Source organism: Ruegeria sp. AG6 (genome assembly GCF_056541565.1).
Window position 1 is genome coordinate 292399 of the sequence record NZ_JBQFYQ010000003.1, and the last position, 19290, is coordinate 311688.

The 19290-nt window shown below is 58.2% G+C and carries 15 protein-coding genes; 6 read left to right on the top strand and 9 right to left on the bottom strand.

Features of this window, described 5'->3' with window-relative positions; all coding sequences use genetic code 11:
* The first annotated feature begins 68 nt into the window (after positions 1-68).
* Positions 69-3389, top strand: a complete 3321-nt coding sequence (locus ACR0I0_RS10425; RefSeq protein ID WP_480491311.1) for an ATP-binding protein — start codon at positions 69-71, stop codon at positions 3387-3389.
* Between the two features lie 85 nt (positions 3390-3474).
* On the opposite strand, the gene ACR0I0_RS10430 is transcribed toward ACR0I0_RS10425, so the two are convergent.
* Together ACR0I0_RS10430 and ACR0I0_RS10435 are read right to left on the bottom strand one after the other, a co-directional pair.
* On the bottom strand, positions 3475-4482 hold the full coding sequence (locus tag ACR0I0_RS10430; RefSeq protein ID WP_480491313.1) for a D-cysteine desulfhydrase family protein: 1008 nt from the start codon (positions 4480-4482) through the stop codon (positions 3475-3477).
* Between the two features lie 205 nt (positions 4483-4687).
* Positions 4688-5380: a Crp/Fnr family transcriptional regulator gene (locus ACR0I0_RS10435; RefSeq protein ID WP_171635915.1), complete on the bottom strand. Its 693-nt coding sequence runs from the start codon at positions 5378-5380 to the stop codon at positions 4688-4690.
* A 187-nt stretch (positions 5381-5567) separates the two neighbouring features.
* On the opposite strand from ACR0I0_RS10435, the gene hemA reads away from it, so the two are divergent.
* Entirely contained in the window at positions 5568-6791 is a 1224-nt protein-coding gene (gene hemA / locus ACR0I0_RS10440; RefSeq protein ID WP_480491314.1) for a 5-aminolevulinate synthase, read from the top strand.
* A gap of 55 nt (positions 6792-6846) precedes the next feature.
* Here the strand turns inward: hemA and ACR0I0_RS10445 are convergent, their stop codons facing one another.
* From ACR0I0_RS10445 to ACR0I0_RS10470, 6 genes are read right to left on the bottom strand one after another with little or no spacing between them, the layout of a single operon-like run.
* Positions 6847-7134, bottom strand: a complete 288-nt coding sequence (locus tag ACR0I0_RS10445; RefSeq protein ID WP_480491316.1) for a cytochrome C oxidase subunit IV family protein — start codon at positions 7132-7134, stop codon at positions 6847-6849.
* A gap of 4 nt (positions 7135-7138) precedes the next feature.
* Positions 7139-7687: a cytochrome c oxidase subunit 3 gene (locus tag ACR0I0_RS10450; RefSeq protein ID WP_480491317.1), complete on the bottom strand. Its 549-nt coding sequence runs from the start codon at positions 7685-7687 to the stop codon at positions 7139-7141.
* Positions 7684-9606 (bottom strand): nitric oxide reductase activation protein NorD, encoded by a 1923-nt coding sequence (locus ACR0I0_RS10455; RefSeq protein WP_480488975.1) that lies wholly within the window; start codon positions 9604-9606, stop codon positions 7684-7686. The genes ACR0I0_RS10450 and ACR0I0_RS10455 overlap by 4 nt, the downstream gene beginning before the upstream one ends.
* Positions 9607-9614: 8 nt before the next feature.
* Positions 9615-10424, bottom strand: a complete 810-nt coding sequence (locus tag ACR0I0_RS10460) for a CbbQ/NirQ/NorQ/GpvN family protein (RefSeq protein ID WP_371732252.1) — start codon at positions 10422-10424, stop codon at positions 9615-9617.
* A 5-nt stretch (positions 10425-10429) separates the two neighbouring features.
* Positions 10430-11797 carry a cbb3-type cytochrome c oxidase subunit I gene (locus ACR0I0_RS10465; protein WP_152460361.1) on the bottom strand — a complete coding sequence of 456 codons (1368 nt, stop codon included), beginning with the start codon at positions 11795-11797 and terminating at the stop codon, positions 10430-10432.
* A gap of 16 nt (positions 11798-11813) precedes the next feature.
* Entirely contained in the window at positions 11814-12263 is a 450-nt protein-coding gene (locus ACR0I0_RS10470) for a c-type cytochrome (RefSeq protein ID WP_152460362.1), read from the bottom strand.
* A 267-nt stretch (positions 12264-12530) separates the two neighbouring features.
* Here ACR0I0_RS10470 and ACR0I0_RS10475 point away from each other — a divergent pair, with 267 nt between their 5' ends.
* Entirely contained in the window at positions 12531-13643 is a 1113-nt protein-coding gene (locus ACR0I0_RS10475; RefSeq protein ID WP_253283265.1) for a Hint domain-containing protein, read from the top strand.
* 18 nt (positions 13644-13661) lie between these two features.
* Here ACR0I0_RS10475 and ACR0I0_RS10480 read toward each other — a convergent pair whose 3' ends face one another.
* Positions 13662-14858 (bottom strand): NnrS family protein, encoded by a 1197-nt coding sequence (locus tag ACR0I0_RS10480; protein WP_480491319.1) that lies wholly within the window; start codon positions 14856-14858, stop codon positions 13662-13664.
* Positions 14859-15103: 245 nt separating this feature from the next.
* On the opposite strand from ACR0I0_RS10480, the gene ACR0I0_RS10485 reads away from it, so the two are divergent.
* The 3 genes from ACR0I0_RS10485 (at position 15104) to ACR0I0_RS10495 (ending at position 19146) form a co-directional block, all read left to right on the top strand.
* Positions 15104-16780 carry a cytochrome D1 domain-containing protein gene (locus ACR0I0_RS10485; protein ID WP_171635900.1) on the top strand — a complete coding sequence of 559 codons (1677 nt, stop codon included), beginning with the start codon at positions 15104-15106 and terminating at the stop codon, positions 16778-16780.
* A gap of 124 nt (positions 16781-16904) precedes the next feature.
* On the top strand, positions 16905-18689 hold the full coding sequence (locus ACR0I0_RS10490) for a NapC/NirT family cytochrome c (protein WP_480491320.1): 1785 nt from the start codon (positions 16905-16907) through the stop codon (positions 18687-18689).
* Between the two features lie 55 nt (positions 18690-18744).
* Entirely contained in the window at positions 18745-19146 is a 402-nt protein-coding gene (locus ACR0I0_RS10495) for a cupredoxin domain-containing protein (protein WP_171635896.1), read from the top strand.
* Positions 19147-19290 lie beyond the last annotated feature (144 nt).

Genomic DNA, 19290 nt, shown 5'->3' on the forward strand with positions numbered 1-19290 from the left:
GTCCTTTTAACCATAGGGAAATGGGGAATGCTTGGATCCGCCTGGTTGCGGTCATGCATGGTGGTCAAATGGCTGACATTGATGAATGGCTGATCCGAAACGGCTTGTCCAAATATGTCGATGCCTTCTCCCGGCACGAGGTCGAACTGGGTGATCTGCCGGAACTGAGCGACGATGACCTTGTCACGATCGGCCTGCCCCTTGGACCCAGACGCCGCTTTCTGAAAGCAATACGGGATGAAACCGGGCAGCCTGCGGGATCACATCGCGCGCATCAAGAACCCAACATCATTGCAGAGCGCAGACAGCTGACGGTCATGTTCATTGATCTTGTTGGATCGACGGCGATATCGCAAAAGCTGGACCCTGAAGATCTGGCCGAGGTTCTGAGGCTGTTCAAAGAGACCTGCGCCGCTGCTGTCGCCGCTTTTGACGGGCATATCGCCAGTTACTATGGCGACGGTATCATGGTGTTTTTTGGCTTTCCGCATGCGCATGAAGACGACCCGGAACGCGCCATTCATGCAGGTCTTCGGATCGTTCGCGAAATTCCGGAACTCCGCACGCATGTACATCTTGAAGTCCGCATAGGGATCGCGACCGGCCTGGTTGTCGTCGGTGACCTGCGTGGAGAGAAGATGTTCGAGGATGGCACCGCCATGGGCGAGACCCCGAACCTGGCCGCACGGCTTCAATCGATGGCTGATCCGGGGACAATGATCGTCGCGCCGACGACGCGGGAACTGGCGGGTGATGCGTTCGAATATGTGCGCCGGGGCACGTTTCAATTGAAAGGCTTTGCCAAAGAGGTCGAAGCCTGGCAAGTTACCGGCACGCGCCAGACTCTCAGCCGTTTTCTTGCGGCAGACGACGCCCGGATGAGTTCATTGGTCGGGCGCGCGCAGGAGCATGAAACCCTTCAAAGCAAGTGGAAGCTGGCCCGTCAGGGTCAAGGTCAGGTGGTGCTGGTCTCGGGCGAGGCGGGCATAGGAAAGTCCAGGCTGATCGAAGAGCTTCGCCGCACGATCCCGGATGCAAAACACCGACAGCTTCGATTTCAGTGTTCGCCCTTTCATGACGCAAGCGCGTTGTATCCGATCATACGCCAGCTTGAAAACGCGGCCGAACTTCGGGCCGGTGACAGTGTGGACAAAAAACTGAACAAGATCCACGGCGTTCTGGGCGATCCTTCTGAAGGGTCACTGAAACTGGCTGCGGCACTGTTGTCGGTCCCGTTTGAAGACAGGCTTGGCCCGCTGGATCTGACCCCAGAGCAGATCATGAAGCAGACGCTGGACATGCTGGTCAACCATGTGATCGGCATGGCGCAGGAAACCCCGACCCTGTTGCTGTTTGAAGATGCACATTGGATCGATCCAACGACAAAGACTCTGCTTGATCAGCTTGTAACCCGGATAGAGGACGCGCGCCTGCTGATGGTCATGAGCTATCGGACAGGCTTTGATCCGGGCTGGCCGCAGTCACACACCTTGATGCACGTCGCGCTTCAACAACTGGATTTCGCGCAGGTCAAAGAGATCGTGAACGATGTTGCCAAGGGCAAGACCGTCCCGGACGAAGTTCACCATCTGATTGCCGCCAGATCCAACGGTGTCCCGCTGTTCGTAGAAGAGGTGACGAAGGATCTGCTGGAATCCGATCTTCTGACCGAACGCGCCGACGCCTATACGATGGACCGGTCCACGCCATCACAAACTGTGCCGAAAACACTGCATGACGCCTTGATGGCTCGTCTTGATCGACTGAGCTCGGCCAAGGAAGTGGCACAGATCGGCGCTGTCATTGGCCCGCAATTCTCTTATCCGATGATTGCAAGCGTGTCCCGTTTTGATGAACGGGCGTTGCGTTCCGGTCTGGATTTGCTGGTGGATGCCGGGATCGTGATCGTTTCAGACTCAGAGCCCGAGGAAACGTTCAGTTATCGTCACGCTCTCATTCGCGACACCGCTTACAACAGCCTGCTGAAACGCGAGAGGCGAACGCTGCATGCGCGTGTGGTCCAAGCACTGAACTCTGCCTCGTTGCACGAAAACTCTGCCGGTCCGGAAATTCTGGCTCATCACTACACGATGGCAGATATGCCGGACGAAGCGATAGAACACTGGTATCTGGCCGGACAACGTGCCGTGGAACGCTCGGCCGGGATTGAAGCAGCCACTCAGCTGGGGCGTGCGTTGGCGTTGCTTGAACAGCAGGAAGACTCGGTTGACCGCGACCGCATGGAAACCAAGATCCAGACCTTGCGGGCCGGCGTTCTGCGCTCGACCGCTGGCATCGCGGCCGATGAAACGGGGGCGGTGTATGCCCGGATCCGCGACCTGTGCAATCGGCTGGGCGAAACCGAACAATTGTTCCCTGTGCTCAATGGTCTCTATGCGTATCATCTGGTCCGCGGCGAATACGACCTTGCCAAGGACGTCGCGGCGCAGTTGCTGGACCTGTCCAAGCTGACCGACGAAACGCATCACATAATGATTGCCCATCGGGCCATGGGTGCCGTCTTGTTGCATATCGGGCAGCAGGACGCCGCCTATGCACATCTGCGACAAGCGTTGCACTTGTATGATCCTCAGCAGCACAGCCGTCTTGCCTATGTCTACGGCACGGATCATGCTGCCATTACATCCTGCTTCCTGAGCATGACGGTCTGGTTGCGCGGAGAACCCGACCGCGCGCTCGAGATCCAGCATCAGGCGATCTCGGCGGCGCAGAAACTCAATCACGCTCATAGCCTGGCACAGACGCTGACATATCTGTGTATGTTGCACCTGTTGCGGCGTGAACCTGAACAGGTTTACGACGTTGCCGCGCGCCTTGAGGAACTGGCAACCAAACACACCTTCCCCTTCATGACACTGACGGCGAATGTCTGGCGGTGTTGGGCGGACGCGCAGATCAAGCCAGGCCCGGAAACGATCCGAGCAATGCGCGACGCGTCCGAAGCCTGGTGGGCCAGCGGGGCCGGAAACTACAAACCGGTGTTCCTGACGGCCCTTGCCGAAGCTTCATTGAAGGCGAACGACCCGAAGGCGGCTCAGCGCCTGCTGGATGAAGCCCGTGAACAACAGGTTCTGACCAATGAAGCCTGGGCTCAGCCCGAGACGGATCGGATACAGGCGTTGGTGCGCTCCATGGGCACTGCCGCAGATGATCTGTTCACGGAGGCTCTGGAAACCGCACGCAAACAGCAGGCAAGAATGTTCGAACTGCGCACAGCGGTGGATTACGTGCAAACCTGCGACCGCTTTGGCTGCTCACCGGCCTCGCCGCCGGATCTTGGAAAGATTCTGGCTATGATCGTTGGCAGCGCGCAGACCCGCGATGTCGCGCGGGCCATGTCTTTGCTCAATCAATCGAAAGTGTCGTAGAGTACTTACCCGGCCAGTTCTGCGGGCAACACCTTTCCGTTCATCCTGTCGCCCCGCAGGACCAAAGGCAAAATGCTGCGCTGTTTCAACTCGGTTGCAACTCGTCCTGGTATCCGAACAACGCAGGTTGACCACCCGTGTGCAGCAGAACAACTTTCTGACCTTTTTTGATGATGCCTTGTTCAAGCAGTCCAAGAAGCCCCGCAAAGGTTTTGGCAGAATAAACAGGGTCAAGAAAGATGCCTTCGGAGCGCGCCATCAGGGTCAACGCCTCGCGGGTTGCTCGACCGATCCGCCCATATCCGGGTGCCAAGGCGCCGTCCCAGGTACAGATGTCTTCCATGACCAAAGCAGGGTCGAAACCCATCATGGTCGCCAATCGCCTCAGGACCTTTTGCAGACGCGCGTGCTGCTGGTTCTGATCGCGACGCACGCATATGCCGTAAACAGGCGCAGTCTGTCCGACCAAACGCAATCCGGCCAGGAACCCGCCATGGGTTGCCCCGCTTCCAGACGGCACCACTGCGGCGTCGAAATCGCTGATCTGAGTATGCAACTCGGCCGCCCCCGCCACATAGCCCAATGCCCCCAGCGGAGGGTGATCGATGCCCAGATGGATCACGTATGGTTTTCGACCCATGGCAACCAGATCCTCGGCACGTTCGTGAAGAACGCCGTCAGCGCCCGCCTCGTCCTCACCCCAGGGATAGCCAATATGTTCCGCCCCCAGAAGCTGTGCCAGAAGAACATTTCCGGATCGATGGTAGTATTCGCCCATATTCGTCACGCGGTCCTCCAATTGAAGAACGGATGACATTCCCAGCTTTGCCGCCGCAGCTGCCGCAGTGCGCACGAAATTGGATTGCACGGCACCTGTGATCAGGATGGTGTCCGCCCGCTGCCTCAGCGCCTCGCCCAAATAAAATTCCAGCTGGCGGGTCTTGTTTCCGCCGAAGCTGAGCCCGGTCAGGTCGTCGCGCTTGATCCACAGGTCCAGCCCCAGTTGGTCAGAAAGACGCTCAAGCCGTTCGACCGGTGTGACCGATGTCATCAACCTTGCGCGGGGATAGTTTGAAAGCGCTGCGTCTATCATGGACCAGGTGCCCTTTATTTTCATGCAAAAGACTCGTGCCGATGGATGGCACTGCTGATCAGGATAGTGAGGTTTTGGAAAGCGTGGAAGACAGCCGGTCACGCGCAAAAGCGTCCGACTGGAGCCCCCGTTGAAGCGGGCCAGTTTCGGATCACGGGTTTTCCGTGAATTTGCAACGTCAAAGGGTCCGGTCGACGGTGATCAATCACCTCTCGCTGGTGTCGCTTTCGGCGTAGTTGCGCAAATCGTCCATGTCGGCGATATCCGCGTGGTTCCTGTTGATCTTGACGCCAATGGGTTTCAACCGCGAAAACGCGCGGCTCAGGCTTTCGGGCTTCATCCCAAGACGTCCGGCGATCAGCATCTTGTCGTAAGGCAGTTCCACCTCGCAGCGACCGGACTCGCGATCGCACAGGTTCAACAGAAACTCTGCAACGCGTTGCGCCCCGGTTTGCGCCTTCAATTGCTCCAGCTGCGCCACCAGAGCATGCAGATGCGTGAACGTCGCAGCCAGAATTGAAACGCCGATTTCCGGGTCTTCTTTCATGAGGGACAGCAACACCGGGCTGGGAATATGCATCACTTCACAGGCTGAGACGGCTTCGGCGGACACGGGATACGGCACGTTGCGCAGCGCAACGGCCTCACCAAAGCTTTCTCCGCGGGTGAAAACGCTCACCACCGCTTCTGCCCCGGTCGGAGAGATACGGAACAGCTTGACCCAACCCGCCAGCACGACGTGCACGGCCTTGGCTTCTTCCTCTTGCAGAAAGATCGTCTCGCCACGGTCATATTGCCGCCAAATCGCTTGCCGCAGCAATGTATCCACATGCTGATCCGGCAAGCTGCGCAGAAGCAGAGACTGCCGCGCAATCGCCTTTTGTGCCTCGTGTGACATGAAGGCACTCCCTTCTTCATCCAGTCCGGGCGATGGCCCGGGATATCATCCCCAATGCCCTGCTATGCCAAAGCCGGCGTGGCAGTGCCAGCCTTTTTCTTGAAGATCAACTTGACAATTGTCATGTCACGGGGCCCGTCGCTGTCCTAGGTTCGGTTCACAGCCAGTTATCCGGGGAGCATGTCAGATGGATTTCGAGCGATTTTTCAGCCAGAGCCTCGACGCTTTGAAAGATGAAGGGAACTATCGGGTTTTCATCGACTTGCAGCGACGTTGCGGAGCCTTCCCGAACGCTCGCCAGACCGATGGTTCGATCCAGCGGGATGTGCGTATCTGGTGCTCGAATGACTACCTTGGAATGGGGCAACACCCTGCGGTCATCAACGCCATGCACGATGCGCTGGAGCGTTGTGGCGCCGGTGCGGGCGGAACGCGCAACATTTCGGGCACGACGCATGACCACGTTCTGCTTGAGGCAGAATTGGCAGATCTCCATGGCAAAGAGGCCGCTTTGCTGTTCACCTCGGGCTATGTATCAAACTGGGCCGCTCTGGGAACGCTGGCTGCGAAGATCCCCGGTCTGATCGTTTTCTCTGATGCGCTGAACCATGCCTCGATGATCGAAGGCATCCGCCACTCACGGGCGCAGAAGGTGATATGGAAACATAACGACCTTGCGGATCTGGAGACCAAACTGGCCGCCGCCGACCCCGACGCGCCCAAGATGATCGCCTTTGAATCCGTCTATTCCATGGATGGTGATATCGCGCCGATCAAGGAAATCTGCGACCTGGCCGAGAAATACGGCGCGATGACCTATCTGGACGAAGTTCACGCCGTCGGCCTCTATGGCCCGCGCGGTGGTGGCATTGCCGAGCGTGAGGGCCTGATGGATCGCCTGACCGTGATCGAAGGCACGCTGGGCAAGGCCTTCGGCGTGGTTGGCGGCTACATCGCAGCCTCCGCGGCGCTGTGCGATTTCGTTCGCAGTTTTGCCAGCGGCTTCATCTTCACCACGGCCCTGCCGCCTTCGATCGCGGCCGGTGCTGCCGCATCTATCCGGCATCTGAAACAGTCAAGCGCCGAGCGTGATCTGCAAAAAGCCCGTGTGGATCAGGTGCGCGCCCGTCTGGATGCGGAAGGGATACCGCATCTGCCGAACCCCAGCCATATCATCCCGGTGATGGTGGGCGACCCGCTGAAGTGCAAGTTCATCTCGGATACGCTTCTTGAAGAATTCGGCATCTATATCCAGCCGATCAACTATCCCACTGTCCCCAAAGGCACCGAACGTTTGCGGATCACGCCGTCCCCGGTTCACACAGATGAGGATATCGATCATCTGGTCGGTGCTTTGTCGGCGCTCTGGCAGCGTTGTCAGATCGCGCGGATCCCACTGGCCGCTCAGTAATCAAGGCCCCCCTTTGCTTGACTTATGCCGCCTCTCGGGGCGGCATTTTTTTGCCTCAGATCAGGTAGAGCGCAAAGATCACTACTGAAAATCCCGTCAACACCATGGTGAACCCACGCAGCCAGCTTTGGCTGTTCTCCAAATCCAGATAGTGTTTCAGGATCACGCGGGCCTTGATCAGCGCCAACAACAGGATACCGCCAGCAATGATCGCGGTCGGTGCCCCAATCAAGGTTAGCAGCGCGGATCCCACGCTGAGTGCCAGGAGCCCAAGCCACGCCTGGGTCAGAGAGTTCGGCGACCTCTGACGTGAACTGTTCGTCGAAGATGAAGGTTGGGCCATCCGACTATCCCAGCAGATAGATCACTGGAAACAGCATGATCCAGACCAGGTCCACCATGTGCCAGAACTGCGCGCCCGCTTCGACGTTACTGGGGTCGTCTCGCCAGGACACCAGCAACAGAATTCCAACCCCGGCGAGGACATGCGCGGCATGAAAGCCGGTCAGCATATAGTAGAACAGAAAGAATGGATGCGTTTCGTATCCTATCCCCTGAGACGCCTTGTCGGCGTATTCCGTACCCTTGATGATCAGGAACACGACACCCAGAAGCGCGGCAAAGATCAACGCCAAACGGGCCCGCAAACGTTGCATGCTCCGCCGCCAATGCAACGCCTGTGCGGCCAGATAGCCGGAAGTCACCAATACCGCCGTGTTCAAGGCCGCACCCGTGCGATGCAGATGCGACTGCGCCTCGGCAAAGCCCGCCGGATCGGTCAGACGTACCCCCATGAAGGCGATCATCCCCGCGCCAAAGACCAGCAGTTCCGAAATGATCAGAACCCACATCAGGAACTCGCCCGGCAGTTCGTCGATCAGAGGGGCATCACTCATCCGCCGACCAACTGGCGATAGATCTGCGGCAGGGCCATGGTCAGGCGATGCGGATCTGGAATGACGGCGAAACCGCCCTGCCCGAACATGCGCGGAAACCAGCTTTTGCCGGTTTTATCGATGGTAACGCCGAACACCGACTGTCCGGCCCGGCGCGCCTCGCGTATGGCCATGCAGGTATCTTCGATGCCGTGGCGCCCCTCGTAGTGATCTAGGTCGTTTGGCTTTCCGTCGGTAATGACCAGCAGCAATCGGCGCTTGCGGGACTGGCTGGCCAGATCTGCTGAACAGTGTCGGATTGCCGCGCCCAACCTTGTATAATGTCCGGGGCGCAGCGACGCGATGCGCTGTTCAACTTTGGTTCCCATCGGTTCGTCAAACCGTTTGCAACGCTGCACATAGACGCGCTGACGCTTGAGGGAGCTGAACGCATGAATGGCGAAATCGTCACCGCAAGCATTCAGGCCCCAGGCCAAGGCCGCCAGCGCCTCGCGTTCGATATCGATCACGGCGCGGCCTGTGACCGCGCTTTCGGTGGATCGGCTGACATCCAGAAGGATCGACACCGCCAGATCGCGGGCCTCGGGGCGGGATTGCATCCAGACGCGTTCCGTCCCTTCACCATTTGCGCAGCGGTCAACCTGCGCCCGAACGGCGGCTTCCATATCCAGCTGGTCCCCGTCCAGATGGCCCCGGGTCATCACGCGCCCCGGGCGCAGTGCCTCGAATTGGCGCTTGACGGCACGAATGCGCCGCGCAGTGGCCGGATCCTTGCCGAACTCGGCAGCATCGTCGCGGATATCGGCATCCGAAAGCAGAACGTTCACATGATCCGGCAGGTATTGACCCGTCCGCACGTCCCATTCGGGATATAGAATACGGCCTGACAGGCGTTCGCGGTTGACGTCTTCGGGCGCCAGATCAAGGTGAAGCTTCAACCTGGTAGGCGGCGCCTTTGAGATCTGACCAAGACCGATCTCTTCCTGATCGTCAGCCGCCTTCTTGGCGTTGTCGGGATCGTCGTCATCGATGCGGCGGTTGATATTCAGAAACTCGGCCCAACTGAGGATGGCTTCGAACTTGTGCAGAATGAAACTGTCGCTGCGCTCGGCCTGATCCGATTTGCGGCGCCGGGCACGGTGTGTCTTTTCGCCGGATTCCTCTGGCGGGCCTTCGGTATCGGGGTTTTCAACCTCGTTGTGTTCCGAGAACCCAACTGCGCGCAACTCCGGCCACAGGGGAACCGGGCGCAACGGCTGATAGCCGCGCGGGGCGATCAGGTCGTCGTCAAGTGCCAGAAGGTGCTCGGCCTGATCCGACAGGGGCTTGGGATCGCCCAGCATATGACGGATCAGTTCTTCGACCGCGGCCTCGGCAGGCGGCAGGCTGGGGATGTCGCGCTGATACAGCACACCCTTGCACAGCTCGGTATACAGCGGACGCAAGCCTGGCGCATCGTCCAGAGTCGCCTCGACCATATGCCGGGCGGCGATCAAGGCACGCAGGTCGGCACGCAGAGGATCTTCTTCGTCAATTCGGGTTCCGGCATGGGCCGCGGCGGCGGCCAACCAGACATAGAGCGCGCCGTTTGCCTCGCGCGCGGGGAATACTGCCAGACGGTCGGGCAGACGCAAAATCTCTCCGTCGAACGAGGCGCGCGGCATCAATTCCACTTCGGTTGCAAGTTTGCGGCGCCAACTCAGGCGGTGGCGCGAAACCTCGGGTGAGACCGGGCGCAATTCAACGCCCGGACTACCCCCAAGCCCCCGAAAGAGGACTGCCAGCCGCCCCGCGACCTCGGAAAGGTCGACCGCGGCTCCAACATGCACCTGGGGTGCATCGAGGCGGCTGGCAAGGGTGTGCCACAGTTTCCCGATGGTTTCTTCGGGTTCCCATGGCTCAAAGTCGATCCTGACCATCGCCGGCCTCACCCAAAGACGGCGGTGACAAGATCGAGGAGCCCGCGTTTGATATCCTCGTCATCGGTCAGAGGTTCGATCATGGCGGCAAGGATGGCGCGGTCGGTGGACATGCCCTGCGCGATCAGCGTCGCAGCATAGACGACCAGCCGGGTGGACACGCCTTCCTCGAGGTCCTGACCCTTGAGCCCGCGCAGCTTGCCCGCCAACCGCACCAGCGGCTTACAGCGTTCCAGCGGCAGGCCGCTTTCCTGCGCGACCACTTCGGCTTCCATCTGAGGCGAGGGAAAGTCGAACTCCAACGAGATGAACCGTTGGCGGGTCGAAGGTTTCAGGGTTTTCAGGATGTTCTGATAGCCGGGGTTGTAGGACGCCACCAGCATGAAACCGGGCGCGGCCTCAAGCTCTTCCCCGGTGCGGTCGATCGGCAGGATGCGCCGATCGTCGGTCAGCGGGTGCAGCACCACGGTCACGTCCTTGCGGGCCTCGACCACCTCGTCGAGATAGCAGATCGCACCTTCGCGCACCGCGCGGGTCAGGGGGCCATCGACCCAGACGGTTTCGCCGCCCTTCAGCAGATAGCGCCCGATCAGGTCGGCGGCAGCAAGATCGTCGTGGCAGGCCACTGTATAAAGCGGGCGGCCAAGCTTCGCGGCCATATGGGCGACAAACCGGGTCTTGCCGCAACCCGTCGGGCCTTTCAGCAGAACCGGCAGGTCGTTTTTGTAAGCGGCGTTGAAGACGTCGCACTCATCGCCCTGGGGCAGGTAGAAGGGGGCGTTTGCCGCCCCCTCTTTCAGGTTCATGGAGCCATCCATATCCATCACTCCGCAGGGGTTTCAGCCGCGCCGGGTTCGATGACCTCTTTGCGGGGAACCCAGATCGAATAGATGAACAGCAGCGCCCCGAGGACAACGACCAGACCAGAGCCAAGACGCATCCAGTAGAAGATCGCGATCTGGTCCTGTACGTCCATGAAGTAGTCTCCGACCACGCGCTGCATATGTGTCTGCACGGTGCCGCCGAAGGTCAACACGAAGGTCATGAAGACCATGCCGCTGGTCATCAGCCAGAACGAGCCCATGTTCAGAACCTGATTGTAGGGATCACGGTTCTTCAGGATCGGCATCGCATAGCTGAAGATCGCCAGGTTGAGGCAGACATAGGCGCCATAGAAGGCCAGGTGACCGTGGGCTGCGGTGATCTGCGTGCCGTGGGTATAGTAGTTCACCCCGTGCAGCGTGTGCAGGAAGCCCCAGACACCGGCACCGAAGAACGCAAGCGTAGCACAGCCCAGCGACCACAGCAGCGCGGCCTTGTTGGGGTGGTCACGACGGCCTTTCCAGACCATGACGAAGGCAAAGGCCATCATCGCAAAGAACGGGATCACCTCGAGGCTCGAGAAGATCGAACCGATCCACTGCCAGTATGCAGGCGTACCGATCCAGTAATAGTGGTGACCTGTGCCAAGGATGCCCGAGAACAGCGCAGCGGCGACGATGACGTATAGCCATTTTTCGACTACCTCACGGTCCACACCGGTCAGCTTGAGCATCAGATAGGCCAGGATCGAGGCCATGATCAGTTCCCACACACCTTCGACCCACAGGTGGACGACATACCACCAGTATTGCTTGTCCAGCGACAGGTTGCCCGGGTTGTAGAAGGCGAACAGGAACAGCAGCGCCAGACCCCAAAGGCCCAGAAGCAGGATGTTGGTAATGGCTGTCTTCTTGCCTTTCAGAACGGTCATCGACACGTTGTAAAGGAAGATCAATGCAGCCACGACGATACCGGCCTTGACCCATTTGGGCTGTTCCAGGAACTCACGCCCCTCTTTGCCCAGCAGCCAGTTGCCTTCGAACAGGTTGAAGACATAGGTGACGACCACGCCCAATGTGCCGACAACAAGGATGATCAGTTGCAGATAGGCCAGCTTGGGCGAGTGGATCTCGCGCTCGGCTTCTTCCGGGATCAGGAAGTAGGCCGCGCCAAAGAAACCCAGGATCAGCCAGACGATCAGAGAGTTGGTGTGCAGCATCCGCACGATGTTGAACGGCAGAAGCTCACTCAGGAAATTGGGGAATACATAGATGAAACCGGCCAGAAGGCCGCCGATCACCTGTATCGCGAACAACGCCATGGCTACCGCAAAGTAGGCATAGGCGATTTTTTGGGATTCGTATTTCATTGTTTCGTTCCCTTTCTCAGCCTGCCTCGTTGGGCGGCCAGCCCTGCGCGTCGATGTTGTCCGTCCAGATCAGGAAGTTGGTCAGGTCACGGAGTTCTTCGTCGCTGAGGTTGAAATTGGGCATTTGCCGACGACCGGGAATGCCGGTCGGTTGTGCTTCCATCCAGCCCTTGAGGGATTCAAAGGCTGATTCCGGGTCGTCCAGCACGCCCCAGCGGGTCATCACGTTGCCGACTTCCGGAGCAAAGTAAGCCCCTTCACCCAGAATCGAATGACAGTTTACACACGCGTGTTTTTCCCAGACATGCTTGCCCCGGACCACACTGTCATCCAGCTTTGCGGCATTTTCGGAATTGACGATATACCAGTGGGAATGGGCCGAAAGGGCCAGAAAGATAAGAATGAAGAACAGTGACCCGCCATAAAAAATATTGCGGGCCATGCTCTTTGTCATGACGTCTCGCATTGCGCTCTCCTTTGCGCAGATTAGCTAGTGTCAGCAACATGACGGGCGGGACGCGGCAGTGCCTTAACGAAAGTCAAGACTTCTCAAGTATGCTCTGGAACGAGGTCAGATGCCTGACAAACAGCAAGAACCACGAAAAAGCCTGGGGTTCGCCTTGATATCTGAACCAATCGTGAGGAATGTCGCGTCGACATTTTAGTATGGCAGAGCTATCCAAGCGCTTGAGAGAACAAGTGTAAATTCCGCGTCAAAGAGTGATGGGTTAAAATGGCAAACTATTCCTATATCGGTTATACGCCCGGCGTAATCACGGTGAATACGATTGGGCCGGATACGGTTACATTGGATGTCAATTTTGATCCTGACACGGATCGTCGTTTGTTCAGCGTGACAGACGCAGCCGGTGGATTTATTCAAAACGGCGGCGGACCACCCATTGTCGATACTGGCGATGTTTTCAACGGTGATCGCTTCGACAACGAAGACGGCGATGATCTGACGCAGACCGGCACCATCACCACCCTTGATGGCTCGACCACCTTTCTTAGTGGCCCAATTTACCTGGAAGAATCCTATATTCTGTCCAAACCAGGCGGGGGTACGATTACAGTTTATCGTGTGGAAGTTGCCGGAACTTTGGGTGGTTACATAACCTCTGAACCCCTTGTGCCCGGCACGACATACTCGATGAACATCGTGAATGTTACGCCGACCAATGCTCCTGACACAACAGATCCGACTACTATCATTGACGTGCCGTGCTTCGTAGCCGGAACATTGATAATGACTCCAAAAGGTCCGAGGACTATCGAGGATTTGAAGGTGGGTAACGCGGTCGTCACCGCGGACAACGGACTGCAACACATACGCTGGATCGGCACGCGGCATCTGGACCAAGCAGCGCTTCGCGCCCGTCCCAGGCTGAAGCCCATCCGGATCCAAGCCGGTTCACTGGGTGATCACTTGCCCCAGCGTGATCTTTTCGTGTCACCGCAACACCGTATGTTGGTCCGGTCGCCGATTGCCGTCAGAATGTTCGACGCCGAAGAGGTTCTTGTTCCTGCTCACATTCTTGTCGGCGTGCCCGGCATTTCAATCGCTGATGACACTCGTGCTGTGACCTATGTCCATCTTTTGTTCGACCGTCACGAAATCATCTATGCGGAAGGCGCACCCTCCGAAAGCCTGCTTACCGGCGCGCAGGCCTTGTCCAGTGTTCACCCGGACGCACGGGCGGAAATTCTTGAATTGTTCCCTGAATTGGATCAGTGCAATTACGTTCCGCTGGCCGCACGACGGATACCGGAAAAAGGGAAACGCGCTCGTGCCTTGGTCCATCGTCATATCAAGAACGCGCGGCCGCTGATCGCTGAACGATAAGCGCCGCCCGAACAGACTTCAGGACTGTTGCACGGCGCGGGGGCCGGTCAGGGCAGGCCACATGGCAAACAGATACAGCCCCATTGCCGCGATCCAAAATCCATCCGCAGTCAGCATCGCCGTCATGTACCCTCCCGCCATGTCGGATCCCAGCCAACGCACAAGCGCTGCAACCGCCATCAAGCCATAGGCAATCGCCATGGGCTTTGGCGCGACAAGGGGGCGACCGCTGTGGCCCAAGGCGGCGCGGCTCATTACGGCAAGGGTCATGCCGCCAACGCAACCAATGCCCAGAACGTGGAGCGCGCCGATCTCATTTCCCATCCCGATGGCAGCCAACCCCCAGAGAATCAGACCCAGCGCCAGCATCCCGAGACCCAGATGCAGCGCGATCAGGATCGGTTGACGCAAGGCCCAGCCTGTTCTCCAACGCGCCATGCGCATCAGTTGAATACTGCCCATCACCAAAGCAACGGCCCCCGCAACAAGCCCGACATCAAGTGCAAGCACAAGCAGGGGCAGCAACAGCGCCAGAATCATCGTCGCCCTGTCCAGCCTGGCCACGGATACCGGCCACGATGCTTCGGGTTGACCCGCTCTTTTCATGGCATTGCGTGTAAAAGCCGGCGTAATCCGGCCACCCAGGATCGCGATCATCGAACACAAGGTCAAAAGCCCGGCCCGAATACCGGTGTTCAGCGTATCCACCGTGACCCCCATCCATTCCAAATGAACCATAACGTTCGAGGCCAACATCAGAACCAGAAGATACAGAAACACCATATTCTGGGGCTTGGGTCGACGAACCAGTTGACTGGCAATCTTCAGCGCCAGAATGGGAACAAAGATCAGGTCCACAACAGCGACGAACAAGGGTGGCAACACTCCGGAAAACCAGACCGCCAGACGCCCGGCCATCCAGATCAATGCGACAAGCGTGATAAAACGGGCCCGCGCCTCGGGCGCACCGGTCCAGTTCGGCACGGCGGTCAGAAAAAACCCCCCCAAGGCGGCCGTTGCATACCCAAAAATCATCTCATGCGCGTGCCACATCACCGGGGGCATCGCATAGCTTTGGTCCATATAGGGCATCAGTCCGTCGAGCGACGCCAACCATACGCCCCACGCGACCCCTGCAAACATACCGTAAAGACCCGCCGAAAGAAAAAAGACCCGGAACCCTTCACTGAAAACACGCGCGATTACAGCTGTCATGCCTGCTCTCCATAGCTTTTTCCGCCGTTGAACAATGTGTAGTGCCCACAAGACCCGGCGCCCTTAACCAAAATCAAGACCGGGCTTAAACATGTGTGAAAAACACAAGTTTTATTGGGGGTTTTGATCCGTGTTTTCTGTCCAAAGTGCCTGGTCTGCGCCCTTCCCGTTGACTTTGGTCAAGGATGACATCCACGTGATGTTTCACTCTCGACACCGCCTCACCACGCATATGGAGAGTGATCATGTCACTTGGAATCAGCTACAACAAACCCGGCCGCGCCTTCGGGGTCGGATTGGCAATGTTGTTGGGCAGCGTCGCTGCTCCGACTTTCGCCGAAGAGCCAACTTTGAGCGAAGAAGCCTTTGAATCGTCTAAACAGCTCTATTTCGAACAATGCGCAGGCTGCCACGGCGTCTTGCGCAAAGGTGCCACGGGTAAAAACCTGGAACCGCATTGGAAAAAGACCGCCGCCGACGGCACAGTAACAGAAGGCGGCACCCTCCAACTGGGGCAGGAACGTCTTGAAAAGATTATCGCCTGGGGTACCGAAGGCGGCATGAACAACTTCTCGGACATCATGACCGAGCAGGAAATCAAGGATATGGCGACCTACATCATGATGGAGCCGCCAAAACCACCTGAAATGTCGCTGGAACAGATGATGGCGACGCGTAAGGTCTATGTCGAAGAAGAGGACTATCCGACCGAGCCGCTGCACGGCCGCAACTGGGAAAACTTCTTTGTCGTCATCGAACGTGACGTCGGCAAGGTGGCCGTGATCGACGGCGACACCAAAGAAGTGCTGACGCACATCCCCACCGGCTATGCAGTGCACGTTCTGAAAGCATCCGAGCACCACTCGCTGGAAGAGCCTGAACAGCCTGGCCGGTTCTGGTACACCATGGGTCGCGACGGCAAGATGACCAAGATCGACCTTTGGCAGACGCCGGACAAGATGTTGGTATCCGAAGTCAAGATTGCATATGACGCCCGTGACGTCGCCGTTTCCGGCGATGGTAAATACGTCATCGGTGGTGGCTACTGGCCGCCGCACTTTGCAATCGTTGATGCCCAGACCATGGAACCGGTCAAGGTCGTATCGACCCGCGGCGTGAACGTTGACGGCGAGTATGTGGAAGAAGCCCGGGTGGCTGCCATCTACACCACTCCGAACGAACCCACCTGGATCGTTGCAGTGAAAGAACTGGGACAGCTGTGGCAGGTCGATTACACCGATCTAGACAACCTTCGGATCGACAAGATCGACAGCGCCAAGTTCCTGCATGACGGGTTCTTCGATCCGACAGGCCGTTACTTCCAGATCGCTGCAAACGCGTCGAACAAGATGGTGGTTGTCGATACCGAAACCCACAAGCTTGAGGCGATGATCGACACAGCCGCGCTGCCGCACCCTGGTCCGGGCGCCAACTGGGTCGACCCGAACTGTGGCCCTGTCGCTGGTACAACCCACCTTGGCGTTGGCACCGTGACTGTCTGGGGGAACGATCCTGAAAACCGTCCGGATGATGCCTGGAAGATCTGCTACGAAGTGGAAACCGACGGCCCCGGCCTGTTTGTCCGCACCCACCCGAATTCGGACTACATCTGGGCTGACCAGACCAAGCACCCGGAGCCTGAGATTCAGCAATCTGTGCAGGTCATCTCGAAAGAGACCGGTGAGATCGTGAAAACCATCCAGATCACCGAAGACGAAGGCAGCGCCGCTGTTCACTTCGAATTCAACGCGGATGGCACCGAGGTCTGGGTCTCTAAGTGGAACCTGTCGGACTCGAAGGAACCCAACGGTCAGATCGTGATCTTCGACGCGAAGACGCTGGAAGAAATCGGTCGGATTGAGGGGCTTTACGCCCCGACCGGCAAGTTCAACGTCTACAACCGGTCGAACCACGTCACCTGACGAGGTCAGGACGACTACAGGAAAGGGCGGGCCCCTCGCCCGCCCTTTCCTTGTTTGAGTCATCAGCCAAACTCACCGGCCTGCCACCAAGGGCCAGACAATACAGCCAAAACGGAGCCCGGATATGACCTCCGAACCGGAAAAGAAAAAACCGATCTGGCGCCGGTATTTCCTATGGGGAATGCCTGTGGCCGGTATCGCCGGGGCCTTTGCCGCCGGCATCATCTTCTGGGGCGGGTTCAACACCGCAATGGAAGCCACAAACACCAAGGAATTCTGTATCTCATGTCACGAGATGCGAGATTTTGTTTACGAAGAATACACCGGCACGATCCATGACGTGAACCGGTCGGGCGTGGGGGCTGTCTGTTCCGACTGCCACGTGCCCAAAGACTGGACCCATAAGATGATCCGTAAGATCAAGGCGTCCAAAGAGCTGTATGGCAAGATGGTCGGTACCATCAACACCCGTGAAAAGTTCGAGGCCAAACGTGTACATTTGGCCATGAACGAATGGGAGCGGATGAAGGCCACAGACTCGCGCGAATGCCGTAACTGTCACGATTTCGAATCGATGATGCCCGAATTCCAGAAACCACGCGCCCGTCAGCAGCACCTCAATGCGATGACTGTAGGACAAACCTGTATCGACTGCCACAAGGGGATTGCACACTCGGATGCACGCGACCGGGCGGACGAAGAGTATCTGGAAAAGCTTGAAGCACCGAACCCGGACTTCATCCGGCCCATCCCTCCGGAATATCTGGCCAGTCTCGAAAAGATCGAAGCCAAAGAGGCCGCTGAAGCAGAAGCAGAAAAAGCCGCCAAAAAGGCTCAGCAAGAGGCCGTTCAAGCCCAGATCGCAGCGGCTGTTGACGCTGCTTTAGAGGAAGAACGCGCAAAAACCTCCGGTGAAGACGCCGCGGCGCCCTCTGGCGGAGCAAGCGACGTTGGGTCCAACATCGACTGGAACGCAGTGGCCGCGGCGGATCTGAAACTCTTCTACCCTGGTCAGGCCTCGTTTGAATGGGTCCAGAATGGCAAGTTCCATGGTGGCGCGCGCCCCCTGACCAAAGGCGGGGATCAGTGCACCACCTGTCACGCCAAGGAACTGGACACCATCGGCAACAAGATCGTTGCGGGTGGAGATCTTGAGCCAACCCCGATTCCGGGCAAACGCGGTGTCATCGACGCAACCGTTCAGGCGGCGCATGACGACGAAAACCTGTACATTCGCCTGCAATGGCCGGACGCGGGTCACAACCCTGCCCCGTTCGTCGATGGCGGCAAGATGGACCCGGACAACCAGATCAAGGTTGCCATGATGATTACCGGCACTGGTATCGAGCTTGGCGATCAGGTGGGATGCTGGGCTTCGTGCCACGCCGACAACACCTATATGCCTTTTGCGCCCGAAGCGGATGCGATCGCCGCCAATGCGGATGTTGCCGGTCGCCTCAATGCCACGGACACCGTTACCAAGTACATCAGCGAAAGCCGCACGGATGTTGAGATCAAAGGTCGCCGCGGCAAGGCCTTGGGGGGCTGGGACAAGCTGAAGGCCGAGGAACAGATCGAGCAGTATCTGGCCGACGGCACCTATCTTGACCTGATGCGTGTCTACGCCGACGGAAGCGCCACCAATGGCTATCTGTTGGAACAGCGCGTGGTCAATGATGGTGAAATCGCCGCATCGGCCGAACTGTCCGGTGGCATGTGGACCGTGGTGTTTACACGCCCCCTGAATTCGGGCGCGCCCGGTGATGTGCCATTGGAGGCCGGCAAAACCTATACCGTTGGCTTTGCCATCCACGACGATTTTACCGCCGCACGGTTCCACCACGTGACGCTGAATACCAGCCTGGCGCTGGATGATGACAGCGCGTTCATCAACGTAGTCAAACAATGACGGATCGGGGCCGGGTAAACCGGCCCCGGCCACTTTTGGAAAGGAGACATGGACCATGAAACCCCTACGCCTTCTTCCCGCGCTGCTGCTTCTGGCCGCGCCCGCCTGGGCGGACGAAACCGCCGAAATCTGTGCCGAGGCCGAAGAGCGCTATGTCGAGTTGTTCGGTCAGCCTTCGTCGGCCGTCGAAGACGCCGAAGTGGTGCTGATGTACAAATACAATTTTTGCCCATCCGAATTGACGGTGAAGGCAGGCACAACTGTCCGATGGGTGAATGTCGACAAACGCACCAGCCATTCCGTTCTGTTGAAGGATGGCAGCCAACCTGAAAGTGATCGGCTGTTCCCCGAGGAATCGGTTGAACTGACCTTTCTCACGCCCGGCCCACAGGACTATCTGTGCGGCCCGCATTGGGAGACACAGAACATGATCGGAATGATCACCGTCGAACCCTGAAACAAGGCACAATACAGGCAAGATGAAGGAGCGCGGGCGCAAATCCCGCGCTCCTTAACTTATGTCAAGGAGGTTGGTTTTCGATTGGGCCAATCTTCCCCCATGACACGCCCGGCCCACCCAGCAACGTCTTGCAAACGCAAC

Excerpts from the sequence above, each read along its gene's own strand:
- ACR0I0_RS10425 (WP_480491311.1), top strand. The coding sequence starts at position 69 with ATGGCTGACATTGATGAATGGCTGATCCGAAACGGCTTGTCCAAATAT.
- ACR0I0_RS10430 (WP_480491313.1), bottom strand. The coding sequence starts at position 4,482 with ATGATAGACGCAGCGCTTTCAAACTATCCCCGCGCAAGGTTGATGACA.
- ACR0I0_RS10435 (WP_171635915.1), bottom strand. The coding sequence starts at position 5,380 with ATGTCACACGAGGCACAAAAGGCGATTGCGCGGCAGTCTCTGCTTCTG.
- hemA (WP_480491314.1), top strand. The coding sequence starts at position 5,568 with ATGGATTTCGAGCGATTTTTCAGCCAGAGCCTCGACGCTTTGAAAGAT.
- ACR0I0_RS10445 (WP_480491316.1), bottom strand. The coding sequence starts at position 7,134 with ATGGCCCAACCTTCATCTTCGACGAACAGTTCACGTCAGAGGTCGCCG.
- ACR0I0_RS10450 (WP_480491317.1), bottom strand. The coding sequence starts at position 7,687 with ATGAGTGATGCCCCTCTGATCGACGAACTGCCGGGCGAGTTCCTGATG.
- ACR0I0_RS10455 (WP_480488975.1), bottom strand. The coding sequence starts at position 9,606 with ATGGTCAGGATCGACTTTGAGCCATGGGAACCCGAAGAAACCATCGGG.
- ACR0I0_RS10460 (WP_371732252.1), bottom strand. The coding sequence starts at position 10,424 with ATGGATGGCTCCATGAACCTGAAAGAGGGGGCGGCAAACGCCCCCTTC.
- ACR0I0_RS10465 (WP_152460361.1), bottom strand. The coding sequence starts at position 11,797 with ATGAAATACGAATCCCAAAAAATCGCCTATGCCTACTTTGCGGTAGCC.
- ACR0I0_RS10470 (WP_152460362.1), bottom strand. The coding sequence starts at position 12,263 with ATGCGAGACGTCATGACAAAGAGCATGGCCCGCAATATTTTTTATGGC.
- ACR0I0_RS10475 (WP_253283265.1), top strand. The coding sequence starts at position 12,531 with ATGGCAAACTATTCCTATATCGGTTATACGCCCGGCGTAATCACGGTG.
- ACR0I0_RS10480 (WP_480491319.1), bottom strand. The coding sequence starts at position 14,858 with ATGACAGCTGTAATCGCGCGTGTTTTCAGTGAAGGGTTCCGGGTCTTT.
- ACR0I0_RS10485 (WP_171635900.1), top strand. The coding sequence starts at position 15,104 with ATGTCACTTGGAATCAGCTACAACAAACCCGGCCGCGCCTTCGGGGTC.
- ACR0I0_RS10490 (WP_480491320.1), top strand. The coding sequence starts at position 16,905 with ATGACCTCCGAACCGGAAAAGAAAAAACCGATCTGGCGCCGGTATTTC.
- ACR0I0_RS10495 (WP_171635896.1), top strand. The coding sequence starts at position 18,745 with ATGAAACCCCTACGCCTTCTTCCCGCGCTGCTGCTTCTGGCCGCGCCC.